At 45.2% G+C, this 23,065-nt stretch carries 23 protein-coding genes, 2 pseudogenes and 1 riboswitch; of the genes and pseudogenes, 5 read left to right on the top strand and 20 right to left on the bottom strand.

What is annotated here, in order from left to right; genetic code table 11:
* Window positions 1–172 precede the first annotated feature (172 nt).
* The gene (locus Q1A70_RS13335) at window positions 173–2,116 is read left to right on the top strand and encodes a methyl-accepting chemotaxis protein (RefSeq protein ID WP_299692159.1); all 1,944 of its coding nucleotides are present in this window, start codon (window positions 173–175) and stop codon (window positions 2,114–2,116) included.
* Window positions 2,117–2,270: 154 nt separating this feature from the next.
* Here the strand turns inward: Q1A70_RS13335 and thiM are convergent, their stop codons facing one another.
* The 10 genes and pseudogenes from thiM to Q1A70_RS13285 all read right to left on the bottom strand — a co-directional run bounded on the left by thiM (window position 2,271) and on the right by Q1A70_RS13285 (window position 9,805).
* Entirely contained in the window at window positions 2,271–3,056 is a 786-nt protein-coding gene (gene thiM / locus Q1A70_RS13330; RefSeq protein WP_299692156.1) for a hydroxyethylthiazole kinase, read from the bottom strand.
* A gap of 50 nt (window positions 3,057–3,106) precedes the next feature.
* Window positions 3,107–3,790 carry a thiaminase II gene (gene tenA / locus Q1A70_RS13325; RefSeq protein WP_299692153.1) on the bottom strand — a complete coding sequence of 228 codons (684 nt, stop codon included), beginning with the start codon at window positions 3,788–3,790 and terminating at the stop codon, window positions 3,107–3,109.
* 8 nt (window positions 3,791–3,798) lie between these two features.
* A complete protein-coding gene (locus Q1A70_RS13320) occupies window positions 3,799–4,755 on the bottom strand; it encodes an ABC transporter substrate-binding protein (protein ID WP_299692150.1) in 957 nt (318 codons plus the stop codon).
* Between the two features lie 118 nt (window positions 4,756–4,873).
* On the bottom strand, window positions 4,874–5,689 hold the full coding sequence (locus tag Q1A70_RS13315) for an ABC transporter permease (protein WP_299692147.1): 816 nt from the start codon (window positions 5,687–5,689) through the stop codon (window positions 4,874–4,876).
* On the bottom strand, window positions 5,682–6,440 hold the full coding sequence (locus Q1A70_RS13310; RefSeq protein ID WP_299692144.1) for an ABC transporter ATP-binding protein: 759 nt from the start codon (window positions 6,438–6,440) through the stop codon (window positions 5,682–5,684). Before Q1A70_RS13310 ends, Q1A70_RS13315 begins: the two co-directional genes overlap by 8 nt.
* On the bottom strand, window positions 6,430–7,314 hold the full coding sequence (thiD, locus tag Q1A70_RS13305) for a bifunctional hydroxymethylpyrimidine kinase/phosphomethylpyrimidine kinase (RefSeq protein WP_299692141.1): 885 nt from the start codon (window positions 7,312–7,314) through the stop codon (window positions 6,430–6,432). Before thiD ends, Q1A70_RS13310 begins: the two co-directional genes overlap by 11 nt.
* Before the next feature lie 98 nt (window positions 7,315–7,412).
* Window positions 7,413–7,524, bottom strand: a riboswitch (TPP riboswitch).
* 97 nt (window positions 7,525–7,621) lie between these two features.
* A pseudogene (locus Q1A70_RS13300) lies at window positions 7,622–7,831 on the bottom strand (EamA family transporter); the annotation flags it as partial.
* A pseudogene (locus Q1A70_RS13295) lies at window positions 7,821–7,937 on the bottom strand (AraC family transcriptional regulator); the annotation flags it as partial. The pseudogenes Q1A70_RS13295 and Q1A70_RS13300, both read right to left, overlap by 11 nt.
* Before the next feature lie 173 nt (window positions 7,938–8,110).
* A complete protein-coding gene (locus Q1A70_RS13290; RefSeq protein ID WP_299692138.1) occupies window positions 8,111–9,136 on the bottom strand; it encodes a DUF4382 domain-containing protein in 1,026 nt (341 codons plus the stop codon).
* Between the two features lie 417 nt (window positions 9,137–9,553).
* Entirely contained in the window at window positions 9,554–9,805 is a 252-nt protein-coding gene (locus Q1A70_RS13285) for a DUF2999 family protein (RefSeq protein WP_299692135.1), read from the bottom strand.
* A gap of 272 nt (window positions 9,806–10,077) precedes the next feature.
* Here Q1A70_RS13285 and Q1A70_RS13280 point away from each other — a divergent pair, with 272 nt between their 5' ends.
* Complete coding sequence (locus Q1A70_RS13280) at window positions 10,078–10,752, top strand: glutathione S-transferase family protein (protein WP_299692132.1); 675 nt, start codon at window positions 10,078–10,080, stop codon at window positions 10,750–10,752.
* Between the two features lie 361 nt (window positions 10,753–11,113).
* Here the strand turns inward: Q1A70_RS13280 and Q1A70_RS13275 are convergent, their stop codons facing one another.
* The 5 genes from Q1A70_RS13275 to Q1A70_RS13255 all read right to left on the bottom strand — a co-directional run bounded on the left by Q1A70_RS13275 (window position 11,114) and on the right by Q1A70_RS13255 (window position 14,843).
* Entirely contained in the window at window positions 11,114–11,572 is a 459-nt protein-coding gene (locus Q1A70_RS13275) for a GNAT family N-acetyltransferase (protein WP_299692129.1), read from the bottom strand.
* A gap of 31 nt (window positions 11,573–11,603) precedes the next feature.
* Window positions 11,604–12,089, bottom strand: a complete 486-nt coding sequence (locus tag Q1A70_RS13270) for a GNAT family N-acetyltransferase (RefSeq protein WP_299692126.1) — start codon at window positions 12,087–12,089, stop codon at window positions 11,604–11,606.
* Window positions 12,090–12,131: 42 nt separating this feature from the next.
* Complete coding sequence (locus Q1A70_RS13265) at window positions 12,132–12,299, bottom strand: hypothetical protein (protein ID WP_299692123.1); 168 nt, start codon at window positions 12,297–12,299, stop codon at window positions 12,132–12,134.
* A 211-nt stretch (window positions 12,300–12,510) separates the two neighbouring features.
* Entirely contained in the window at window positions 12,511–13,542 is a 1,032-nt protein-coding gene (tdh, locus tag Q1A70_RS13260; RefSeq protein WP_299692120.1) for an L-threonine 3-dehydrogenase, read from the bottom strand.
* Window positions 13,543–13,649: 107 nt separating this feature from the next.
* Window positions 13,650–14,843, bottom strand: a complete 1,194-nt coding sequence (locus Q1A70_RS13255) for a glycine C-acetyltransferase (RefSeq protein ID WP_299692117.1) — start codon at window positions 14,841–14,843, stop codon at window positions 13,650–13,652.
* 230 nt (window positions 14,844–15,073) lie between these two features.
* Here Q1A70_RS13255 and Q1A70_RS13250 point away from each other — a divergent pair, with 230 nt between their 5' ends.
* Window positions 15,074–16,006 carry a LysR family transcriptional regulator gene (locus tag Q1A70_RS13250; protein ID WP_299692114.1) on the top strand — a complete coding sequence of 311 codons (933 nt, stop codon included), beginning with the start codon at window positions 15,074–15,076 and terminating at the stop codon, window positions 16,004–16,006.
* 83 nt (window positions 16,007–16,089) lie between these two features.
* On the opposite strand, the gene Q1A70_RS13245 is transcribed toward Q1A70_RS13250, so the two are convergent.
* The 3 genes from Q1A70_RS13245 to Q1A70_RS13235 all read right to left on the bottom strand — a co-directional run bounded on the left by Q1A70_RS13245 (window position 16,090) and on the right by Q1A70_RS13235 (window position 18,664).
* Window positions 16,090–16,485 carry a cytochrome b562 gene (locus Q1A70_RS13245; RefSeq protein WP_299692111.1) on the bottom strand — a complete coding sequence of 132 codons (396 nt, stop codon included), beginning with the start codon at window positions 16,483–16,485 and terminating at the stop codon, window positions 16,090–16,092.
* Between the two features lie 209 nt (window positions 16,486–16,694).
* The gene (locus Q1A70_RS13240; protein ID WP_299692108.1) at window positions 16,695–17,441 is read right to left on the bottom strand and encodes a phosphatase; all 747 of its coding nucleotides are present in this window, start codon (window positions 17,439–17,441) and stop codon (window positions 16,695–16,697) included.
* Window positions 17,442–17,623: 182 nt separating this feature from the next.
* A complete protein-coding gene (locus tag Q1A70_RS13235; protein ID WP_299692104.1) occupies window positions 17,624–18,664 on the bottom strand; it encodes a DMT family transporter in 1,041 nt (346 codons plus the stop codon).
* Window positions 18,665–18,755: 91 nt separating this feature from the next.
* Between Q1A70_RS13235 and Q1A70_RS13230 the strand changes: the two genes are divergently transcribed.
* Both Q1A70_RS13230 and Q1A70_RS13225 read left to right on the top strand, forming a co-directional pair.
* A complete protein-coding gene (locus Q1A70_RS13230) occupies window positions 18,756–19,676 on the top strand; it encodes a LysR substrate-binding domain-containing protein (protein WP_299692101.1) in 921 nt (306 codons plus the stop codon).
* A 47-nt stretch (window positions 19,677–19,723) separates the two neighbouring features.
* Window positions 19,724–20,044, top strand: coding sequence for a heavy metal-binding domain-containing protein (locus Q1A70_RS13225; protein ID WP_299692098.1), 321 nt, complete (start codon window positions 19,724–19,726; stop codon window positions 20,042–20,044).
* Between the two features lie 144 nt (window positions 20,045–20,188).
* Here the strand turns inward: Q1A70_RS13225 and Q1A70_RS13220 are convergent, their stop codons facing one another.
* Together Q1A70_RS13220 and Q1A70_RS13215 are read right to left on the bottom strand one after the other, a co-directional pair.
* Window positions 20,189–21,028 (bottom strand): hypothetical protein, encoded by an 840-nt coding sequence (locus Q1A70_RS13220; RefSeq protein ID WP_299692095.1) that lies wholly within the window; start codon window positions 21,026–21,028, stop codon window positions 20,189–20,191.
* 509 nt (window positions 21,029–21,537) lie between these two features.
* Entirely contained in the window at window positions 21,538–22,932 is a 1,395-nt protein-coding gene (locus Q1A70_RS13215; RefSeq protein ID WP_299692092.1) for a trypsin-like serine protease, read from the bottom strand.
* Between the last annotated feature and the right edge of the window lie 133 nt (window positions 22,933–23,065).

Here is a 23,065-nt window from a genome sequence, read left to right as displayed (position 1 = left end):
GCTACTTCCCCCTCGCCGCGATTAAAACGCTTTTATCTCGAACAAAATTTAACCACGAAAGATCAACACGCCCTAGTTACACAAAAAATCCATTTTAAAGTAGGTGAAAAACGCTGTTTTGTGAAATAACCCATGGTGAAGGAATCAGAATCAAGTAAATATAGGGATAGTCATGCGTCACCTTTCTCTTGCGCTCAAGATCAAGCTGGGTTACGCCATCTGCTTGCTCTTTTTCGTCATTTCAGGCTTTGTGAGTTACCAAGGTATTCAAACCTTATCAAACGGCTTTAATCAATACGGCGAACTAAGCCATAAAGCGACATTATCAGGCAACATTCAAGTGCACTTTCTTCAGATGCGTTTAGCTTCCGGGCGCTACTTACAGTCATTGGATGAGCAGTACCAAGCAGATTATCAATCAAGTAAGTCTGCCTTAGATGACTTGTTGACGGATTTAATTCAAAAAACCAACAACAGCGACACTCTGGTAAGCTTGCAACGCGTCCAAGGCAATGTTGCGAATTTTGATGTGGCCTATGCTTCAATGACACAGAGCCAACTGCTCATTGACCAGTTAGTTAACGTGGAAATGGTCACACGAGAAACCAACGCACTGAAAGCCGCGCAGAGCTTGTTGTATGAGTCTTACAATAACAACGATCCAAACGCGAGCTTGTACGCGGGAATGTTGATGGAGAACTTTCTTGCCGCCAAGATCGCGGTGTTAAGTTACTCAAATAATGACTCCCAAAAAAACTACGAAACAGGTAAAGATATTTTCGCACATACCCTGCCGGGTATCGAAAGCGATATTGAGTCTCTGCAATCTTCCCCTTACCAAAGTGAGTTAATCGAAGACTTCTCTAACCAGCGCGCGGCTTATGCAAAGGGCTTTGAACAAGTACATCAACAGATGATAGAGAACACCCAAAGAACTGCGACCCTTGCTGCAATTGGCGACAGCTTAGCTATCGCAGTGGCTGATGCTCAAGGAATTTTAGAGCAGCAGAAACAAGCATTGATACCAGAGTTACAAACCAGTGAACAGCGCTCGATTCAAATCATCATATTATTGACGGGTGTCGCGTTAGTAATTGGCATGACAAGCGCCTTATGGGTTACTCGCTCTATCACCAAAGGGATCGCTCAATTGAAGCCGGTCATCAATGAGCTCGCTCAAGGCAACCTTAATATCGCGGTGAATATTGAGAGCAAGAATGAGATTGGCGAACTGCTAACCAACATGGAGATCACCATAGACTCGCTGCGCGATATCGTGAGCCAAGTAAACCGTTCAAGCGTGCACATTGGTGAGATGTCACAGTCACTCAATCAAGTGACCAATACCAGTTCAACTAACGCAACGCAGTTGAATAGCGAAATGACCAATATCTCATCAGCCGTTGACCAACTGGCGTCAAGTACATCGGAAATTGCCAACAGTGCCAACCACGCCTCTCAAGTCGCAAACCAAGCGACCGAGAATGTGGCGATGGGACTCAAAGAAGTAGATAAAACACTGCATGAAATTGGCAGTGCCGATGAAAGCATGCAGATTAGTAGCCAAAAAGTCACCGACCTGCACAAAGAGTCGATGAACATTGGCGCTATCCTTGAAGTGATCAAAGGTGTATCTGAACAAACCAACCTACTGGCGCTGAACGCGGCAATTGATGCCGCTCGTGCCGGAGAGCAAGGTCGCGGGTTTGCGGTCGTGGCAGATGAAGTGAGAACCTTAGCTCAGCGTACCCAAGATTCTGCCAGCCAAATCGACGAGCTGATCACCTCGCTACAACGCGGCGCAAAAGACGCGTTAGAGTCGATTAAAGAGAGCCATAACACGGTTTCTGATGCTTCAACACAAGCGCAGCAAGCCTCTAATAACTTGCATGTGATTAACCAACATATTCAAGATTTGAGTCAAGCCAACCGCCAAATTGCGGCATCCGTTGATGAGCAAAACAGCCTAACCAAATCGCTAGGTGAAAATGCGCAAGATGCCAATGGCATCGCGCACAGCAACCAAGAATCGGTCAACCGTATTTCTAGTGCTGCAAGTGACTTAACCGAAGTCGCTCACCACTTATCAAGCCAAGTGAATCGATTTAGAGCCTAACGAAGCCAACCTTTAACACAGCCCACACGATTCCAAACCAATAAGAAAAAGCCCCCAGCACATAAGTGTCGGGGGCTTTCTTTAAGTTAACAGCTATGAGTTAATAGCTTATGGGTTAAGAACTATGGGTTAAGAGCTTAGAGCTAGATTGAGCCTACTGAATCTTTAAACGTTGAATCAGGGTCTCTTCATCCAATTGATACAGCTCATCAAGCAAGTTCATTTGCAAGCTACCCGGACCGCGTGAGTTTTCAGCAGCGATTTCACCAACCACACCTAATACCGCCGCGGCGGCCAAACCACTTTCATCTCCAACAGCTGCAAATGCGCCCGTCAATGCCGTTAAGGTACAACCCATGCCCGTCACATATGGCATCATTGGGTGCCCGTTGTTTAACGTCACTACGCTGTCTTTGGTGACAACGTAATCTGCCTCACCAGAGATCACCACATTAGCACCGTACTCTGCCACTAGATATTGCGCCGCGCCCACTGCCGCATCACTGCTATCAAGTGCATCCACGCCTTTGCTTTGTGCTTGCTCGCCCGCGAGTGCAATAATCTCAGAAGCATTACCACGAATGATTAACTTATCGGCTAAGCGTGCGATTTCACGAGAAGTCTCGGTACGCAGTGTGCTTGCACCGCAACCCACAGGATCAAGTACCACCACCTTACTGTTTACGTTGGCTTGTTCAACGGCAAAGCGCATTCTTGGCGTCCACACGCTGTCTAACGTGCCAATGTTAATCACTAAAGCGCCAGAGAAAGACATCATCTCAGCCAGTTCTTGTTGTGAGTGCGCCATAATTGGAGATGCGCCCATCGCTAATAACGCATTGGCCGTATTGTTCATCACCACGTAGTTAGTGATGTTCACAACCAAAGGCTTTTGCGCTCGTACCGCTCGCAGTGATTGGATAATTTGTTCAGTTAACATGGAGGAATCCTTATTCGTTCTTGTTCAATCTTGTCGCTTGGAACCACGCTTTACACCGCGACTGCTGAGTCATTAACTGCGTTCAACCCTTGCTGCCAAAAAGCTACTTCCATGCGGGTGGCAGTTTTAAAGATATGAACCAGATTCTGACCACGCTCGCTATTGATATCAATTTCAGCCAGTAACTTATTGAAGTATTCCGCACCCGTTGCCACACCTGATTGGAACTCTTCACTACTGTACAGTTCTAGCCAACTCGCGTATGGGTTGCCCTCGAATACGGTGTCGCTGCACTCTGCCAGTGCTTTGCCAATCACGGCATAACCAATAGAACAAGGAGCTAACGCAGCATAAAGATCGACAAGATCCCCCGTCATCCCCGCATCCAGTACATAGCGTGTGTAGGCGACCGTCCCAAAATCTTCTGGCTCGTTTTCCAAGTCAGATTCGGTTAATCCCCACTGCTCACAGTAAGTCACATGGTGCGAGATCTCAGAATCTAATAGAGCATGAACACTCGGCAGTGCACGACGCATATCAGCCAATGTTTTTGCCTTGTAAATGGCTAATGCGTAAGCACGCGCGTACTGCTTCAAGAATAGGAAATCTTGCTTCAGATAATGTAGGAAGCATGGCTGAGCCAGTGTGCCGTTTGCTAGAGTTTTTACAAAATCATGCTCAGTGTAGTCTTGCCAATCTTGTTGACAAGCTTGGATTAAGTCTTGGTATTTCATGAGATTCCTTAGTCAAAAGTCGGTACGTAATCAGCGGCTTTTGGTAGTGATTTGATAATGCCTTTGTCGAACATGAACTGTGCGTAATCATCGTAACGCTTCATATCGACTGCTGAAGGGCGAAGTGCGAAACGAGTCAGTGTGTCGTTCCATGCACGTTGATTCAGTTCGTTATTCAGCGTGTCAGGTGAATAAGCAATAAACTCACTCCATGACGCTTGTGGGTGGTTGACAATGTAGGTTGTTGCTTGCTCAAGTGCCTTGTTAAAAGCCTTGATCGCTTCTTCATCACGCTGCTTTGCATTGGCAACAAAGATAAGCTCATCGTAAGCGGGCACACCGTACTCTTCAGGGAAGAATGCCTTCGCTTTAAAACCTTCCAGTGCTAATTGGTTAGTTTCGAAATTTCGTAGGCCACCCCAAATTGCGTCTACCTTGCCCGATGCCAATGAAGACGACAGTGCCCAACCCACATTGATGGTTTGTACGTCGGTAAATTCAACATTTTCTTGAGCCAGCATGGTGCCGATTGTTGCTTCTTCGTTGCCCGCAATCGCGATACCGATCTTCTTGCCTTTCAGGTCCGCTAGCGAATCGTTCTTACCGTTATCCAGCACCATTAGTGTGTTCAGTGGTGTCGCGATAAGGGTTGATGCACGAACGAGAGGCAAACCTGCCGCCACATCCATGGTTAAACTTGGTTGGTAAGTGACTGCGAGATCGACTTTACCGGCCGCTACCAGTTTGGCAGGTGTGCTTGGGTCAGCTGGCTCTTGGATCTCAATCTCTAAGCCTTGGTCAGCAAAGTAACCACGCTCTTGAGCAATCACAATTGGGCCGTGGTTCGGGTTCACAAACCAATCCAACATCAGTGTCAGTTTCTTTTGTTCAGAATCTGCCAATGCATGGCCTGAAACTAGCGAAGCAAGCAGTGCCACTGCACCTACCAATTGGGTATTTTTCAAAGTTAACCTTTCCTTTTGAATATTATTATTGTGTTTGTCGATCTAATTTTTAACGAGGTTTGTTTAGATAAATAGCCTGAGCGAAGCTTTATTAAACAAAGAGTTATTGAGCGAACCATCATTGGTTCTCCCATGGGATAGCTTTTTTGAGTAATTTGTCTGTGATGAAATAGAGCGAGATAGACAGCACCGCCAAGATAAACAAGGCCGCAAACATCTCATCAATGATCATGCGCGCATTGGCTTGCAGCATTAGGTAGCCTAGCCCTTCACTCGAGCCCACCCACTCGCCAACAACCGCGCCAATTGGGGCAATCACCACAGCGACACGAATACCAGACGCTAATGTTGGCAGTGCAGCAGGCAGTTGGATGTGACGAAGCAGTTGCCATTTCGATGCGCCCATCGTCTTAGCGAGATCTAAGTAACCGGTGGGTGTATTACGCAAGCCATCGTAGCAACATGTGGTTACAGGAAAGAAGATAATGATCGCTGCCATGACCACTTTTGAGGCGATGCCATAGCCTAGCCACAGCATCAGTACTGGCGCAATCGCAAACACGGGAACCGCTTGGCTGGCAATTAAGATCGGCAACAACCAACGTTTCAGCGGGTCAAACATCAACATCTGTAGGGCGAAAAACAGCCCCATCGACAAACCCAGCAACAAGCCAAATAAGATCTCTTGCGCGGTCACCCAAGTGTGTTTAAGTAACACATCGTAGCGTTCAATCAGCTTAAGAAAGACTTCTGCAGGCGCTGGCAGGATAAAGCTTGGCATCTCGAAGACAACCACCACCATTTGCCACAGACCCAAAATCACAGCACCGCTGATAAGTAAACGCATCACGGGATGGATCTGGCGAGGACGTGTCGTTGTGCTCTGTGTGTTAGTTGAACGAACCACAGCTTCACTTCGCGTTAGATCATTCATAATCACGCTCCAACTGGTCTAAGATAGCTTGTTGCAACTCAGCACACTCACCATCGAGCACTCGTGGTGTTGACGTGTGAGGCACAGATAAAGAGTGAGCACTTGCAGGCGTGCCTTGCAGCACATACAAGTTATCCGCCAAACGCACCGCTTCTTGTGGATCATGGGTAATCAGCACAACGGTTTTATCTCTTAACAGTTCACACGCCAAACTTTGCAGCTTGTGTCTTGTTACCGCATCCAGCGCTGAAAATGGTTCGTCCATCAGCACGACTGGCTTGTCTTGCATTAAGGTGCGAGCCAAGGCAACACGCTGGCGCATACCACCAGACAACTGATCCGGCATAGTATCTGCGTAATCAGCCAAACCAACCGCAGCTAACAACTCGAGTGCTTGATTGGTTTGCAGTGCTTTATCAGAAGACGGGGGCTGAAAGCGATGACTCAAGCACACATTGTCGATAACCGACAGCCACGGCAATAACAAATCTTGCTGCGCCATGTAAGCGATGCGATCCGTTAAAGGCAATTCGTCAGACGTTGCCAATGTGCCCTGCCACTCAACCTTGTCATCAAGCAACCCAGCCAGATAACGCAATACCGTGGTTTTTCCGCAGCCGCTTCGCCCCAGCAATACTGTCCACTTACCTGCGTTTAAGCTAAGCGACAACCCAGACAAAGTTGCGTGATCACTGTCGTTATAACGTAAGGAGGCATTGCTGAGCTGAACACCCACCGTATTAACGGACATTACCGTGTCCAACGAAGAAGTGATTTACAGGGCCATGACCTTGACCGACTTGAAGTTCATCAGCATGAGCAATCGCGCGTGAAATGTATTGTTTACCTAGGTCGACAGCCTCTGGAAGCGTGTTGCCTTGAGCCAAGAAAGAAGCAATAGCAGAAGAGAGCGTGCAGCCCGTTCCATGGGTGTTTTTGGTAGGAAAACGCTTCGCACTAATCAGAGCAGATGTAGTTGGTAGAATCAGTAAGTCGTTACTGTTTTCATTTTTCTCCAAGTGACCGCCTTTTAGCAGCACTGCTTTAGCACCTAACGCGCGCAGATCTTCAATCATATCCTGCATTTCGGCTTCGCTTTCAGGGACGGCTTTACCCGTAAGTGCAGCACCTTCTGGCAAGTTAGGCGTAATGATGTCTGCCAGCGGAATCAGTTCTTGTTTTAGCGTGGTGATAGCCGAGTTTTCTAACAACAGATCACCACTTGTCGCGACCATTACCGGGTCAATCACTAAGTGTTTAGGATGGTATTGTTTGATTTTGTCTGCGACAACTTTGATGATTTGCGAATCTGCCAACATGCCGACTTTTACCGCCACGATATTCAAATCAGTAAACACTGCGTCTAGCTGGCTAGCGACATGCTCAAGTGGGATTGAAAAAATGGCTGACACGCCTTGGGTGTTCTGAGATGTGATAGCGGTAATTACCGAACAAGCGAAACTACCCGTTGCAGACATGGCTTTAATATCAGCTTGAATGCCCGCGCCGCCGCCACTGTCAGAACCCGCAATGGTCAAAACAATCGGAGTATTGATCGAAGACGATGGGTCTTCTGGTGTTTGAATACTGCTAGGTGATACTTGAGAATTGGAATGCTGTGTCATGGTCGCTCCTACTGTCTAAAAGACGTAAGAGAACCGAACTTTGACCGCAAAGAGAGTGTGGAGATGAAACCAATGAGAGATCATTGTTGAACCACGTAGGCAAAGTAATCATAGTTCCCTACGCCAGTATTAACTGAATCAGGTTCAACGGGTCTCGAATAACGATCTCAGCAAACACCAACTAAGGTGTATGCCCCCCGACTATTGATAACGATAGTAACAGCACTCTCGCGACTGAGATACTCATTTTATTCAAAAAAAGATTCGCGCATGAATTTAATTCAATTAATTTCGCTTTAACAAACACTTATAACGGCTTTTTAGTTGGCTGAGATTGGATGAATAAACACATCACTATCAAGAATATCCCTAGCCATCCAACCAATGGAATAAGCTTACCCATAATACACACGGCCAATATGGCGGCAACAACTGGCTCAAGCAAAGTAATCAAATTAGCACTACTTGCGGTGACATGTCGCAACCCGAAACTGAACGCGATATAGCCCAAACATTTCAATGCTAATACTCCCCTGAATAGGCAGCACCAGTTGATGGTAGCCATCATGGGCATGAGTATTAAATTGCTTGGTGTAAGATCGAATGCTTAAGCTAGATTTCATGAGCAACGCCGGGGGACATTTCGCTAGATTAAAGTAAGAGAGACAACGTTACATTATCACTTCCCTAGAGTCACACTCAATGCGCATCAAATTCATGCTAGCTAGGTGACATGATCAAACACGGCCTCCAACTGGAGGCCGTGTTTGTTAACAGAGTAAATCACGTCAAAGATTTAAAACGATACAAGGCTATCCTGACCAATCACTACCTGTACACTATTTTGAACGTCATAGATTTCAAAACCATCGGCAACCGGATCAGCATTGTCTTCATCATTGTCATGCTGCGCTGTACAGGTATAACCTAATGAATAAGTACCTGGGTCGATGAAACCAAGGGAAAATTCATAGTTAGTCTGTGCTTGATTTATTGTCACTGATGCTGAAGTAATCGGTTTCACTTCATCACTGCCGCCAATCGGAGCCATGTCAGCTTGTTCAACATTACCTTCATACAAGTACACCGACTGAACAAATGTATTGTCACCACCGTTACAAGTGTCATAAGTAGAAAGAGCTACAGTGCCTTCAATGTTTCCCGTCTCAACCGTATTGATAAGGCTGACAGACGTTCTTTGAATCGTGTAATCAGGGAACGTCGAACTGTTCTTTAGGCCTCGTCGCAGATCGAACTCAACCACAAAGTCGTTACTTTGCTGATTCACATCGAACGAGTTATTAAAATACAACACGCCTGCATTATCCACTTTACCCACGCCCTGCGGACATGCTCCATCACCTTTAACCGATAACTCTCGTATCGTGTCATCCACATTTTCTACGACATAAGAAGGATCGGTCGGGTGATCGCCATCGTTAGCAAACACACACAGCTTATAGCTGCCAACCGGAATCACTTCATTTTCAATCAAAGAAAGTGCATCACTGCCTTGATAATCCAGTAAATTGACACTAAGTGGAATCGGATCCTCTCCCTCTGATAATGGATCACCATTTTCATCAACGTAGTCGCCGTTTTCGTCCGTTTTATAGACGTCATAAACCAGTGGTGAACCTCCCTGTTGAGGAAGTAAAGCGACTTTACTGAATGTCACCGTCACATCTTTAACATCGTCAACAGGTGCATCGCTGACACTCAAGGTAATCGGTGTTGTACTGCTTGGTGAGCCTGAGTCACCACAGCCAACAAGTCCAACGAGCACAAGGCTCGCCAAAGCGGATTGTTTCAAATACTTCATACTCATTTCCTATCAGTCACTGCTCAATAGCGAGCTTATTCGTTTGCCCTTTTGATTTGTGCCCCGTTGCCAGCCCTAAATAAACAGTGCTTATAACCTAACTTAGTGATCCCTATTTATTAGGGCTATCCTCAGCTAGGTATAATGCTCATCAAGGTGCACATATTGGGTTGCACGTAGGTTAATTAAGTTTAATAGGTAAATTGTCAATAGCTATGACAATTTTGCAAGCGTACGGTCAAATCTATTGCAATCACTGCTGAATATAGAACCAAAGGAGCGACTGAACGCAAAATGCACATCGACCAATGCTAAAAACACCAAGATCAAAAAAGGTCGCTAAGACAGCCTATTGCTGAACTTAAACGACCTTTTCGTTCAATTTTGTTTGAGCTGCCTTAGCTCATTCGAATTGACTTATTTCTTAAGCTGCTCTTTCGCCGCTTCAACCTTAGAAAAATCTAGGCCAAGCTCTTCAACTGCTTCTTTGATTAGCGCAGGGTTTTGCATAACCTGCCCCATCAACATTTGCAGCTTATCTTGTGGTAAGCCAAGTTGGCTGATCGTCGCCATTGCTGCGAGAGGGTTCTCGGTCAACGTTTTAAATAACTCGTTGATTTGTTGGTCACTAATATTGTTTTCTTTCAACAACGCTAGAATCGGGTTCATCACTTTACCTATAAAACACAAAATACGAATAGACAGAGAGTTTATCACCTCACGCGTACGGATTGTACCAACAAGTGACGTATTGATTAGGCGCTAGGATCTGATAAAGACCAACCGTTCTATTTCACCCACCATACTGACTATTGTCTCACTCTCACAACATAAGGTCACAGCGAATAGATCGAGTCCATCGATTTACATAAATTTAAAACACCACTTGAACGATCGTTCAAGCGGTGTTTTAATGAATACTCAATACAAGGAGTTACGTTATGCTTAAGTTTTATTTTCACCAGACACCCAACCCAATGAAAATCGCACTGTTTTTGGAAGAGACAGGTCTCGATTTTGAACTTGTTGCTGTTGATACCTTGAAGGGTGAGCAGCACTCTCCGGAATATCGCTTAATTAACCCGAACGGCAAAACACCCGCCATTGAGAGCGATGGTCAACGCGTCTTCGATTCCAACGCCATCCTGCTTTACTTATCAGAGCAAACAGGCAAGTTAGCAGGACAACCACAAGACAGAGCCGAACTTCTCTCTTGGTTGATGTTCATCGCAAGCGGACTTGGTCCTTATTCGGGTCAATCTGTACACTTCCGTCATATGGCTCCTGAAGGCCTAGATTACGCAGTGAACCGCTACCTTCGAGAGGCTCAACGTCACTATGAGGTGCTAGAAAAACACATGGAAGGTCGTGAATTTATCGTGGGAAATGAGTACACCATCGTAGATGTGGCAGCATGGGGCTGGATTGATAAAGCACCGGTTGTGCTTGGTGAAGAAGGGCTCGAGCCTTACCCGAACTTAAAACGTTGGTTCAACGCCATTAACACGCGCCCTGCTGCATTACGCGCACGTGAAATTGGCAAAGACATTGACTTTAAAACCGAACGCGATGAAGAAGCGAGACGCGCCCTGTTCCCTTCAAATTATGCCAAATAAAGCCTTCACCGGTAGATAGCTCTTAACTAGAAGATAAAGTCTTAACCGCTAGACAAACCATCGCTAAGCAGCACGTTATAACTGGTGCTACTTAGCGATTCGTTAGTCAAATAATTTTGCTATCCGCTACTCACTAAACACTTCTAAGGTGGCGATTGGGCGTAAGAATCGATGCCATGAATCATCTGGAACATTAGTCGAGTAAAATGCCATGACAAGATCCTTCTTCTGCACTATCAGCTGCATTAAAGAGAACAACGTCACCACTTCGCCTAAACCATTGATTAGTAGTCACTCAGATGGCTTTATGTGAAAGCGCTAATCGTTGTGAATCACTCTTGAAAAATTTGTTATATGCAGACTAATTAAGGTACTTTTGCCAATGTTGTTGATCTTGCAAAACTACTCTGTAGTCTTGGTAGTCGCATGAACTATAAAGCTTTTTAGCGGCTAAATTATCATCACCTACTTCTAGTGTGATTTTGAGATAACCATTATCACGACAGTACTGTTCAACACCATTCAATTGCGCTTTGCCGAGACCTTTACCTCGGAAATTATCCGAAACCATAAAGTCATGAATATTCATCACCCTTTGGGCACGATAAGTCGAGAATGATTCAAAACAAACCGCAAAACCAGCGGGCTTGTTATCGACACAGCTGATAAATCCATGGAAATATGGCAATGCAAACAACTGACTAATTACAGTAGGATTTAGCTCCGCAGAAAACCCAGACAAGTACTCTCTGAATAAAGACTCAAATATGCCTTTGTCTTCAATACTTTCTGTTTCTATACGTCTAATTGAGATTTCCATATTTAATTTTTACTTCCACCAAAATACATAATTATTTTCGTAGCCATTTGTACATCACATAACTATTAACTAACCCTAGATGAGCATGTTTATATGCCTTGGGGATTGTACCTATAATGTGAAAACCTAGCTTCTCCCAAAGCTTCACCGCGACCTCATTCGTAGAAACCACACTGTTAAATTGCATGGCGTCAAAACCGAGCCCTAGAGCTGTTTTCTGCGAATGTTCACACATAAGGCGTGCAATACCCTTACCTCTAGCTTCGCTTGAAACCATGTATCCACAATTACATATATGGCTACTTGGCCCCATTGCATTTGGCTTGATGTAGTAAGATCCCAGAACAACGTTATTTTCTACGAAAACAAAAGTTTTCAGTGGAGATTCACACCATAGAGCGAATGCTTGTTCCCGCGTCATATCTGGGTCAAAGGCATAGGTTTCTTGAGCCTGAATTACCGTTGAAAATGTTGGCCAGAACGACTCGAAATCGGCTTTTGTAATTGCTCTAATCATGAATTTTCTCCTAGAATAATGCCACACTAAGGCGAGCGGCGCTTAGTTATAGTTTGAGCGAAGCGAAAACACCAAACGTTGCGAATCACTTAATTCAATTGATGCGATAGATAGTAAGCCTGATTGATGAAGCGCAATATCAGAACTAGCCATCGAAGCTTTTAGCCAGTGTTCGGCATTGATAACTTCCTGTACCAATTGGAACTCCATTCTAACTCCTCCTGATTTCGTATAGCATCTTTAATATCGTACCAGCACGAATTTATACGTCTTTCAATACTCAATAAAATATAAAAGCCCCAAAAAGCGCTGGGGCTAATTGGGGCCTTTTTAGGGGTAAAATAGGGCTATTTACCCCTTAACTGTTTTTGAGCTGCAAGAAGAAAACTAAAGCATGCTTAAGCTTTCTACTGTCTCAGCCCTACTCCCAATCAAGAATTACTTTACCTGACATACCAGAGCGCATCATGTCGAAGCCTGCTTGGAAGTCATCAACCTTAAAGTGGTGAGTGATAATTGGTGTTAGATCTAGGCCTGATTGAATCAAAGAAGCCATCTTGTACCAAGTTTCGAACATCTCACGACCGTAGATACCTTTGATAACCAAGCCTTTGAAGATTACTTGGTTCCAGTCTACTGCCATGTCCGATGGTGGAATACCTAGCAGAGAGATCTTACCGCCGTGGTTCATGTTAATCAGCATGCTGTTGAACGCAGATGGGTTACCAGACATTTCTAGGCCTACATCAAAGCCTTCTGTCATGCCTAGATCAGCCATTACATCTTCAAGCTTCTCTTCCATCACGTTTACAGCGCGCGTTACACCCATCTTCTTAGCAAGGTCTAGGCGGTATTCGTTTACGTCAGTAATTACAACGTGACGAGCACCTACGTGCTTAGCAACCGCAGCAGCCATGATACCGATTGGGCCAGCACCCGTGATTAGCACATCTTCACCGACTAGGTCGAAAGAAAGCGCTGTGTGCACTGCGTTACCGAACGGGTCAAAGATTGATGCTAGATCATCTGAAATCTCTGCAGGGATCTTAAATGCGTTGAACGCAGGGATCACAAGGTATTCAGAGAATGCACCAGTGCGGTTAACACCCACACCTGTTGTGTTACGACAAAGGTGAGTACGGCCGCCACGACAGTTACGACAGTGACCACATGTGATGTGACCTTCGCCAGATACACGATCGCCGATTTCAAAACCACGAACTTCTTGGCCGATGCCAACCACTTCACCTACGTATTCGTGACCTACAACCATAGGTACTGGAATTGTGTTTTGTGACCACTCATCCCAGTTATAGATGTGTACGTCTGTACCACAGATTGCGGTTTTCTTAATACGAATAAGAAGATCATTATGACCCATTTCAGGTTTTTCAACCTCAGTCATCCAGATGCCTTCTTCAGGCTTAAGCTTAGAGAGTGCTTTAATTTTCATAATGTTACCCAGTTCATCTCGCCTAACTGTAAGGCGAGAATCAAAAATCTTATTGTTATTATCTAATCATCACAGCATTAGCGTTACGCTAACAACCTGCAATAAAATTAGATGATACCCATGTCTTTACCAACTTGGATGAACGCATCGATTGCACGGTCTAGTTGCTCACGAGAGTGTGCTGCAGACATTTGCGTACGGATACGAGCTTGGCCTTTTGGTACTACAGGGAAAGAGAAACCTACAACGTAGATGCCTTTCTCTAGAGCGCGCTCTGCAAATTCAGCCGCTACTTTTGCATCACCAAGCATGATTGGGATGATTGCGTGGTCAGCACCACCCATAGTGAAACCCGCTTCTTCCATGCGAGTACGGAAGTGTGCAGAGTTTTCCCATAGTTGAGTACGTAGGTCGCCAGATTCCGCTAGAAGATCTAGAACGCGGATAGACGCAGATACGATTGCAGGCGCAACAGAGTTAGAGAATAGGTATGGACGAGAACGCTGACGTAGCCAGTCGATCACTTCTTTCTTACCAGAAGTGTAACCGCCTGAAGCGCCACCCATTGCTTTACCAAGCGTACCAGTGATGATGTCGATACGGTCTACAACGTTGTGGAACTCGTGCGTACCCGCGCCGTTTTCGCCCATGAAGCCCACAGCGTGAGAGTCATCAACCATAACTAGCGCATCGTACTTATCTGCAAGGTCACAGATAGCAGGAAGGTTCGCTACTACGCCGTCCATTGAGAATACACCGTCAGTTACGATTAGCGTGTGGCGAGCACCGGCTTCTTTAGCTGCGATAAGTTGCTGCTCTAGCTCTTCCATGTTGTTGTTTGCGTAACGGAAGCGCATCGCTTTACATAGACGAACACCATCGATGATTGAAGCGTGGTTTAGTGCATCAGATATGATTGCGTCTTCTTTGCCTAGAATGGTTTCGAATAGGCCAGCGTTCGCATCAAAACAAGATGTGTATAGGATTGTGTCTTCTTTACCTAGGAACGTAGACAGCTTTTGCTCTAATTCTTTGTGAGAGTCTTGAGTACCACAGATGAAACGTACTGAAGCCATACCGAAACCGTGTTGATCCATGCCGCCTTTAGCAGCTTCGATAAGATCTGGATGGTTAGCAAGCCCTAAGTAGTTGTTTGCACAGAAGTTTAGTACTTCTTCACCCGTCGAGATAGAAACCGCTGCTTTTTGAGCAGAAGTGATAATGCGCTCAGACTTGTAAAGACCTTCTTCTTTAACTTCTTCGATTTGGTTTTGAATCTGTTGGTAAAATGCAGAAGACATTGTCTCATTCCTTCCTAGTTATTCGTCAGCAACGTCATACGCTGCTTTATGTAGGGGAGATAAATGACCTCAATAAGATCATTTACACTGTAAAACTCATCCCTATATTCTAGTAGAACATCCCCACTCCGATTATCCCTTTAGTTGGAAAAACATTAGTGAAATTGATTCACAAATAGTGAGTATTCACCCACAATGACTATCATCGTCCCCTGTCTCACTGGATACTTATGATTAACCCTAAACTGATTGCTCTGCTTCCTGATCTTGCATCGTTTATTTTAGTGGTAAACGAAGGCAGCTTTACTGCCGCTGCAAAACAGTTAGGCGTAACGCCCTCGGCATTGAGTAAGCTCATCACTCGCCTAGAAAAAGCGTTATCAGTTAAGCTGTTTGAACGCACCACTCGTACTCTTATCATCACCCAATCTGGACAGCTGGTGTACGACCAAAGCGTGGTCATGATCAATGCGGCGCAACAAGCGGTTGAGCTGTCGACCTCCGATCATACCGAGCCTGCGGGATCAATCACGGTTGCCGCCCCCGAAGCTTTCTTAAACTCGGTGTTACAGCCCTTTATTGTGCCCTTTTTAAACCAGTATCCCGAGATCCAACTTAAGCTGAGAGCCGCCGATGGCGACATTGATATCTTGCGTCAAGGCATCGACATCGCATTTCGTCTTACCGATAAACCGGACGAGAGCTTAGTATTAAAAGAGCTCGGGAAAACCAATCTAGTGCTTTGTGCAAGCCCTGCTTATATAGAGGCCAAAGGACTCCCTCGTCACCCAACGGCCTTGTCTGAACACGATTGCTTGTATCTTGCCGAGACAGATAAAGACCATATTTGGGACTTTCTTAAAGGGGATGAGTTTTACACTATGCCTGTCAGTGGTCGTTATGCCGTCAACCACTCACAGATGCGGTTAAAAGGGGTTAAAGAAGGCCTTGGGGTGGGGATTTTCCATGACTTTGTGATTCAAGACGCATTAGCGGAAGGCACGGTAGTACCGGTACTGGAAGATTGGACCATCAAGAGCAATTACCATGGCGCGATTGCAATGCAATTTGCCCAAACCAAATACATGCCTGCCCGACTGCGAGTCTTCATTGATTACGCAATGGAGCACTTGAGCGACAAGTTGGCAGGCGAGGTAAAATAATACAGTAGGACGCGAAGCATCGTCATAAAAAACGCCGTTCAGCATCTTAAACTCGAAGAGCACAATGCAGAGCGGCGTTTTAATTAACCGAAGATCTTGCTCCAAATGCTTGGGTTACGGCTGTCATGGTATTCTTCACGTAGGCCGTCAATCGTGCGCAGTTCTTGTTGCGCCCCATCCAAATCACCTTGGTCTAGCTTCAGTTCAATGCTATCAATGGATAGGCTGATCTTTTTAAAGCCTTCCATGAAGTTATCCTCTTTCTCGACCGGGTAAACCCCTGTTTTAAGTTCAGCAACCAGCGTATCTAAACGGAGCATGGGCTTTTGCATCTCTTCGATGCTTTGAGCTTCCGCAGCTTGTTTGAATGCAAGCTTCATCTCTTGCATGTTTTTCTTAAGGTCAACATTCGCTAAGGCGTTGCCAGATAATAGTGAAGCAACGATTAAACCAGATAAAAGCATTGAGCGAGTTTTCATTATTTCTCCATGTGAAGTCTTGTCTTTGAAGAGCATGCCAACGTGACTGTGGCACTTCGACTTTTTTTATTTTCGACCAGTGTATAGAAAATCGATTCAGCACAACAATTGATTGCGTCGAAATGCAGACTCGCTAACTCTTTTCAATACAATATTTACGCTCAAACTGTTTACGATAAAAGAGTTTATGATAAAGGTGCATGCCCTAATCACTCAAACACCGAAAACTCCGCAATAGATTGACGCCCGCGCAGTGCTAAAAATGCCAAAAACTGCTGCGGCGAATGGGTGATCACCTTGCTTGAGTCGACGCCCACTTCATCAAGTAATGATGACACCAACCCTAGTCCACCCACATCCAAACAGAAATGCGCATCACTACCTGTAGTAATAAATGCCCCTTTTTGTTTAGCGATTCTTGCTATCTCATAACAGCGTTCAACGCTGCCGACGCGGCTATTGCCTTTTAAGGTGGTATTGTTAATTTCGATCGCAACGTTATGTTCTACCGCGCATTCAATGACGGCTTCAAAATCGAAATCAAAATGCGGATTCCCTAAGTGACCAAGTGCGTCGATGCGGCCGCCCTTAATCACATTAAATAGCGCCTGAGTGTGAGCTGCTGAATCCGATGGACGAAAGACGGGCTCATGGAAGCTTGCTATCACCCAATCGAGGTTCTTATCAACACTCGGATGAATGTCGATTTCGCCTTGGGTGTTCATGATGTTCGATTCAACACCACGGATGAGCGCCACCTCTTCGATAAAACGGGGCAGCACACGCTGGTTGCTGAAGAACCAATAGTGTGGCGCACCCGGCATCGACTCGGAATGGTCGGTAGTACAAAACATGGCTAAACCGTTCTGTTTTGCCGACTTGGCATTTTCGATCAGCGTGCTGTAAGCATGACCACTTGCGTATGTGTGGGTGTGGGTATCTACTTTGAGTTCCATGAATCACTGCCCTCTAGTTTAGTCTATAAACGTTTCTCAGAAAGGTCTTCGTAAACCCTTTCTAAAAAGGTTGCCTTGTCGCAATAATGCAACCAGTTTATCAGCTGAAAGTGACAATTAGCACATCAATGTAAGGCTTTATTATTAATTGTTTACCCATCACAACAAAGGAATGATAAAGCCTACCGATGTTCATTGTACCCGTCTGAGCTTTTAGCAAGTGAGCTAAACACCGCAGCGTCAACGCTAGGTACACTTGCTCGTATTAACGGCTGGTTTGCCGCTTTGCTGTGTCTTTTCGCTAATAACGTATTAGCTATGCTCGCAGCGACAATTAAATTAATACCAATGAGCTGCTGATGAGAGAACACATCATCAAAGAACAAGCCCTGCCACAGTGCACTAAACAGCATATTAGTAAAAATCAATGGCGCAAGTTGAGAACCACTCTCTGCCAACTTGTAGGCTTTAGAGCGGAAGATTTGGGTATTAATGGTAAAAATCGCTAACCCAAACGCGCCAAGCGTAATCCAACGTACATCGCCAGAGAACAGCGCGGTTAACGCATAATAACCAACATGACTGTCAACGACATCTGGCGCAGCATAAACGGATGTGAACACCACCATAGGTATCACCAATATTGCCGCAATGAAGAAAGTCCAGGCATTCAGTTCTGCCGCTGTCAGGCTGCTCTTAGATGCACGGTATAAGCTGAGTTGTGAGCCAGAGTTAAATACCCCTGCGAGCAATCCAAGCGCTAGCGCGGGTCTAAAGAACTCCGAACCCAGCTCAAACTGTGACCAAGCCCCCGCCATCATCACCACGCCGACAAAGGTAATCGCTAAACACACCACCGTCGTTGTGTGAATTTTGGTTCTGAATATTAATTTTTCTAACAAAGGGATAAACAAAGGTCCAGTACTGAACAACACTACCCCTTCCACCAGCGTTAAGGTTTGTAATGAAGTGAGAAAGCACCACTGACAGGCCACAATAAAGACCGCTCTGAGCACCAAAGGTTTCAATACCTCTGTTGACGGTTTGGTGATTTTGTAAAAACTTAGGAACAGAAATAACAGCAGGCTAGGCAACAAAAAACGGACAAAAATCAATAATGAAATGGACATTGATTCAGACAAATACTTAGCCATTAAGCCACTTAAAGACAAACTGAATGTCGACAACAGCATGAAGCTTGTCGCTTTGGTAATATCAGACATAATGATCACCTCCTAAGACGCCTATTGTAGAGAGGTGACGCGATGGAAAATAGCGAATAATATTAACCATAACTGTAAGGAAAACTTACCAATGAAAAAGCTCGTTCCCCTTAAATCCATTTATGCTTTCTTTGCGGTTGCTGAAACGGGCAGCATGACTGACGCCGCGCGGGTGTTGTATGTCAGCCACTCCGCAGTAAGCCAAGCGATCAAGTCGTTGGAGCAACAGATCAATAAGCCGCTGTTTCAACGAGTGGGTCGCCGTGTCGTGCTCAATGCTGCAGGTAAGCGCTATTATCGAAAGATTGCGCCAGCACTGGAGCAGATCATTGAGGCCACCGAAGAACTCACAACACCCACCAACGATCACCGGATCACTCTCAATATGGTCAACTCGCTCGCGATGCACTGGTGGATCCCCCGAGTATCTGAATTCCAAGCCTTCGCTCCCTCGATTGATATTCGCCTTTCGACCTTAACAGGCCCTTTTGATATTGATCAGGAAGGGGTCGATATTGCCCTTGTGCATGGCAAACCTAACGAATGGGATCAGTATTACCATGAGAAGCTAGGCGACGATGAGTTGGTCTTGGTATGCAGCCCTGCGCTATTGAAAGATCAAGTAGAGTTAAGCGTTGATGAGCTCGTGAAACAGAACCCAGCCATTGCTGTATTTAACCCTAGGCGTACACACGATTGGCAAGTGTGGTGCGACAATAATCATATTTCAAGGCCAACGTTCCATAGTAACTTGACCTTTGCGGTTTCCGTTCAAGCCGTGCAAGCGGCCATCCGTTCATTAGGTGTGCTTGTCACCCATCGCTTGTTTGTAAAGGATGACATCAGCCACGGCATGCTCGTGGAGCTTGGTAAGCCGACAGCCAACCCACACCAAGATTTCTATTTTGTTTGCCAGAAATACAAATTAAAACAAGAAAGTGTGCTAAAACTGAGAGCATGGTTGAGGCAAGAATTCACACACTCAGAGACAAGCTTAAGCGGTGATGCCTAACAATAAGACACACTTTCCAACACACAGCGAACAGAAAAGAGGCGATCATGATTATTACCACCACACCATCTGTCGAAGGCAAACGCATTGTCGATTACAAAGGGGTTATTGCTGGAGAAGCGATTCTAGGAGTCAATGTTTTCAAAGATATGTTCTCAGGGATTCGTGACTTTGTTGGTGGGCGCTCTGGCACCTATGAGAAGGAGCTGGAAAAAGCCCGTAACTATGCGTTCAAAGAGTTAGAGCAGAAAGCAATAGAGGCGGGCGCAAATGCAGTGGTTGGGGTCGATATCGATTATGAGGTGTTAGGAACGGGCAATGGCATGCTGATGGTCTCTGCCAGCGGCACGGCGGTTGTCGTCGCTTAATCGCTTAGTTGCCTGAAAATCTGATTGCGTGCTCGACGTGTCGCTAAACCGCAGACGGATTTAACGCCCCCTCCCCTCCGGTCAAAGCGGGTCGGGAGGAACAAAAAATATCGATTGCATATAAGCCGCAAACCTCAGAGGAGATCACTCTTCACGAAGCGCTTCAAAACGCTCTAAGCCGCGTAACGTCTCAAAATCAGGTTCATCGACTAGCAGCTCTCGCATTGAACCACTGGCTTCGATAGAGCGCTCTAAATCATCAATCGCTTGCCCTTCGGCACCTAACCTTGCGTAAGCACAAGCACGTTGATACAAGGCGTGCGCGTTCTGATCATCGACCTCTAACACCCGGTTACATAAACTCATTGCCCAGTGGTATTCTTGAATATCCATTGCAGCATCGGCTTTATAGGTTAACGCTTCTAAATCACCCGGGCGTACTTTCAAAATATCATCGAAAATGTCTATTTTTTGCTCAGCAGTTTGAGCGTTCTGGGCTCTTAACCATAAATTGTGGATCTCATTGATGATCTCAATTTCTCGGTTGTTCTCTGAGATAATTCTGGTTTTTCGCTTCAAGTCTATCTCAAGAGCATTAAACTTCTTCTCATAATCTTGAGCGATGGCATTGAGTCGTTGGTCGGCCATCTCTTTGGTGGTATGTTTCAATTCTTTAAGTGATTGCCAGCCCACCAATGCGATCAGGGAAGCGACGCCCGCAATAATGTAGAAGAAATAGGTCACGGTCACATTGGCATAGTTGAGCGACTTATCGGCGACCGCAAGTTCACGGTCGGTTATCTCTATGATCAGACGCCTTTCAAGATCTTGCTGATCCATTCTCAGCAGCTTCAACTCATCTAAGATGTAGCGCTCCATCAGCGGTCTATCCAAGTAGTCTTGATCCGAGTATTTAACCTCTTCACTCGCCGCGCTCATGGTGCTAAGCAGTGTAACAACCATAACCAATAAAATTTGAGGCATTGTGTCTCCCTTACATATTCATCTTTAAGATAACTGTATCTCGGAATAGGTATACAAGCTAGGACGGTCCGTCATTTAATGCTTTTACTAGGACGACAATTGCTGAAATACCAATGACTGTAACGCCAGTGGCTAAGACAAGAATGGGGATTAACGCTGTGTCTAAAAACATAAAAGCCACAGCATTGATTAGTCTAGCAGATTTGATTGAGCGCATAAGAGGCAACTTGTCACCCGACATGCATCGATTTAGCCATGACATATCCAGCTTAACAATACCATGGCTTATCTGACTTAATCTCTCATGATCGCGATCGGTGCAGGAAAAGTCGTCGAGCGCTACTTTAAACTCGTCGTTCTTGAGTTGTTGTGAGGCAACACCGAGAATGTAATTAGAATCGTATGGTATTTCGGTTGGGTGTTTTGACGATCATGAAAAATTTGTCACTTATAAAAGAAAACCCACACGGTTGAATCCATGTGGGTTTCTATCTATCTGTCTATCTATGTTACTTCGACTTTCTCAATCGCGTAAGGGCGAGCAATCCAAATAACGAAAACAGTCCTGTTGAGCCACCGCTACTTCCACCACTGCTACCGTCGTTATTTTCAGGTTCGTCGCTACCGTCGTTATCTTCGGGTAACTCTTTTGTTATTAACGAACTGATAGGGATTATGGTGTTATTAGTATCGTTTAAATAAAGCTCCGCGTTACTGTCATTGCTTTGAGCTACGCCGTTTGGATTAACCGTTAGGGTAAGTTCGCATGACTCGTAAGTGTCGAGGCTTACATTGCAGCCAGTGATCGTGAAATTGTCCGTATCACCCGTTAAGCTAGGGGCTACGTAGTCGGTAAACTGAGTCAGGTTTTGAATCTTAAATGTACTGGTGATTGAGTTGGTTGTGTTATCATCAATATCAAAGATCATTTCTGACGGCGCAGTAACTTTATTGATTGCAGTGGCAATGTTTTCTAGGTACAAGCCAATGTTAGTAAAGCCATTCTCCGTGTGACCACCAGCCTCAGAAGACGCTAACATTAAAGCGTTGCCATTCAATACCATCGGTGTACCAGAATCCCCAGAGCTTGCCGTACCACCTACCACTATCGGTTTGACGATAAGTTTATCCAATGTACGATATTCACACTCCGCTGTTGAACTGTCACAATCAACGTTTACATCTAACGAATCTACTGGTTTGTTAGGGTTGTAACGATTAGGCGTAAAAGGCAGTTCAAGCGTAGTTTCTTGCATTACGGTAGGAGTGGAATTTGTTTCATCGTATCCCCAACCACGAAAGGTAAACGTATCCCCTGTTTCTAAATAAAACGTTTCGCTGATACTATCAAAAATAGGCTTAATCGCCGCCTGATGTTGCTGCGGTATTTTTTCTGAAAGTTGAATGAGCGCAATATCTCGTTGTCCTGAAATTCGCGACCAATTCAAATCATACCAGAAGTATTGCGATGCGAATTTTGATGCGCCATGTACGGATTCAATATACGCTAACTCGCTCATTATAGCGTTGTAGGCAGATTCAAAGGTTCCGTACACATCAAGGTTTGAATAGGTGGTGCTAATCCCGTCAGTATATCGCTCAACGCCCTTGAAAACGGTAATAGAATTAGACGCCCCACTGTCGAGCCAAGGCAGGTATTCACTGTAATTCGATGTGTAAGCACTATCGCCAGTACAGTGTCCCGCTGTAAGGATGTATTCGCCAGAAATCAGTAAGCCGCCACAGGTCGATGTTATCCCTCCTGGAGTTGAGACTTCAAAGCGAACTGTATGGTCGCGGTAGTCAGCTTCGGCAACGTCCGTTCCCATGCGTACTGCACTGGCATTTAAGCTTGTTAGCACTGTCAGTACGCCGACAGCAATTGAAGTTTTCCTTAACATCATGTTCTGCATTCCTTTAATCTAATGTGGGTGGTTAAGTTTCTAATGTTTCTAATGTTTCTAGGGCGTGTTGATCTTTCGTGAGTATTTTTTGAACAGTATGGTAAAAAGTTATAATTTGCTTTGTCAAAAGTAA

This window comes from uncultured Vibrio sp. (assembly GCF_947488985.1).
In the GTDB taxonomy this organism is placed as follows: domain Bacteria; phylum Pseudomonadota; class Gammaproteobacteria; order Enterobacterales; family Vibrionaceae; genus Vibrio.
This window is presented reverse-complemented; position numbering and strand designations above follow the sequence as displayed.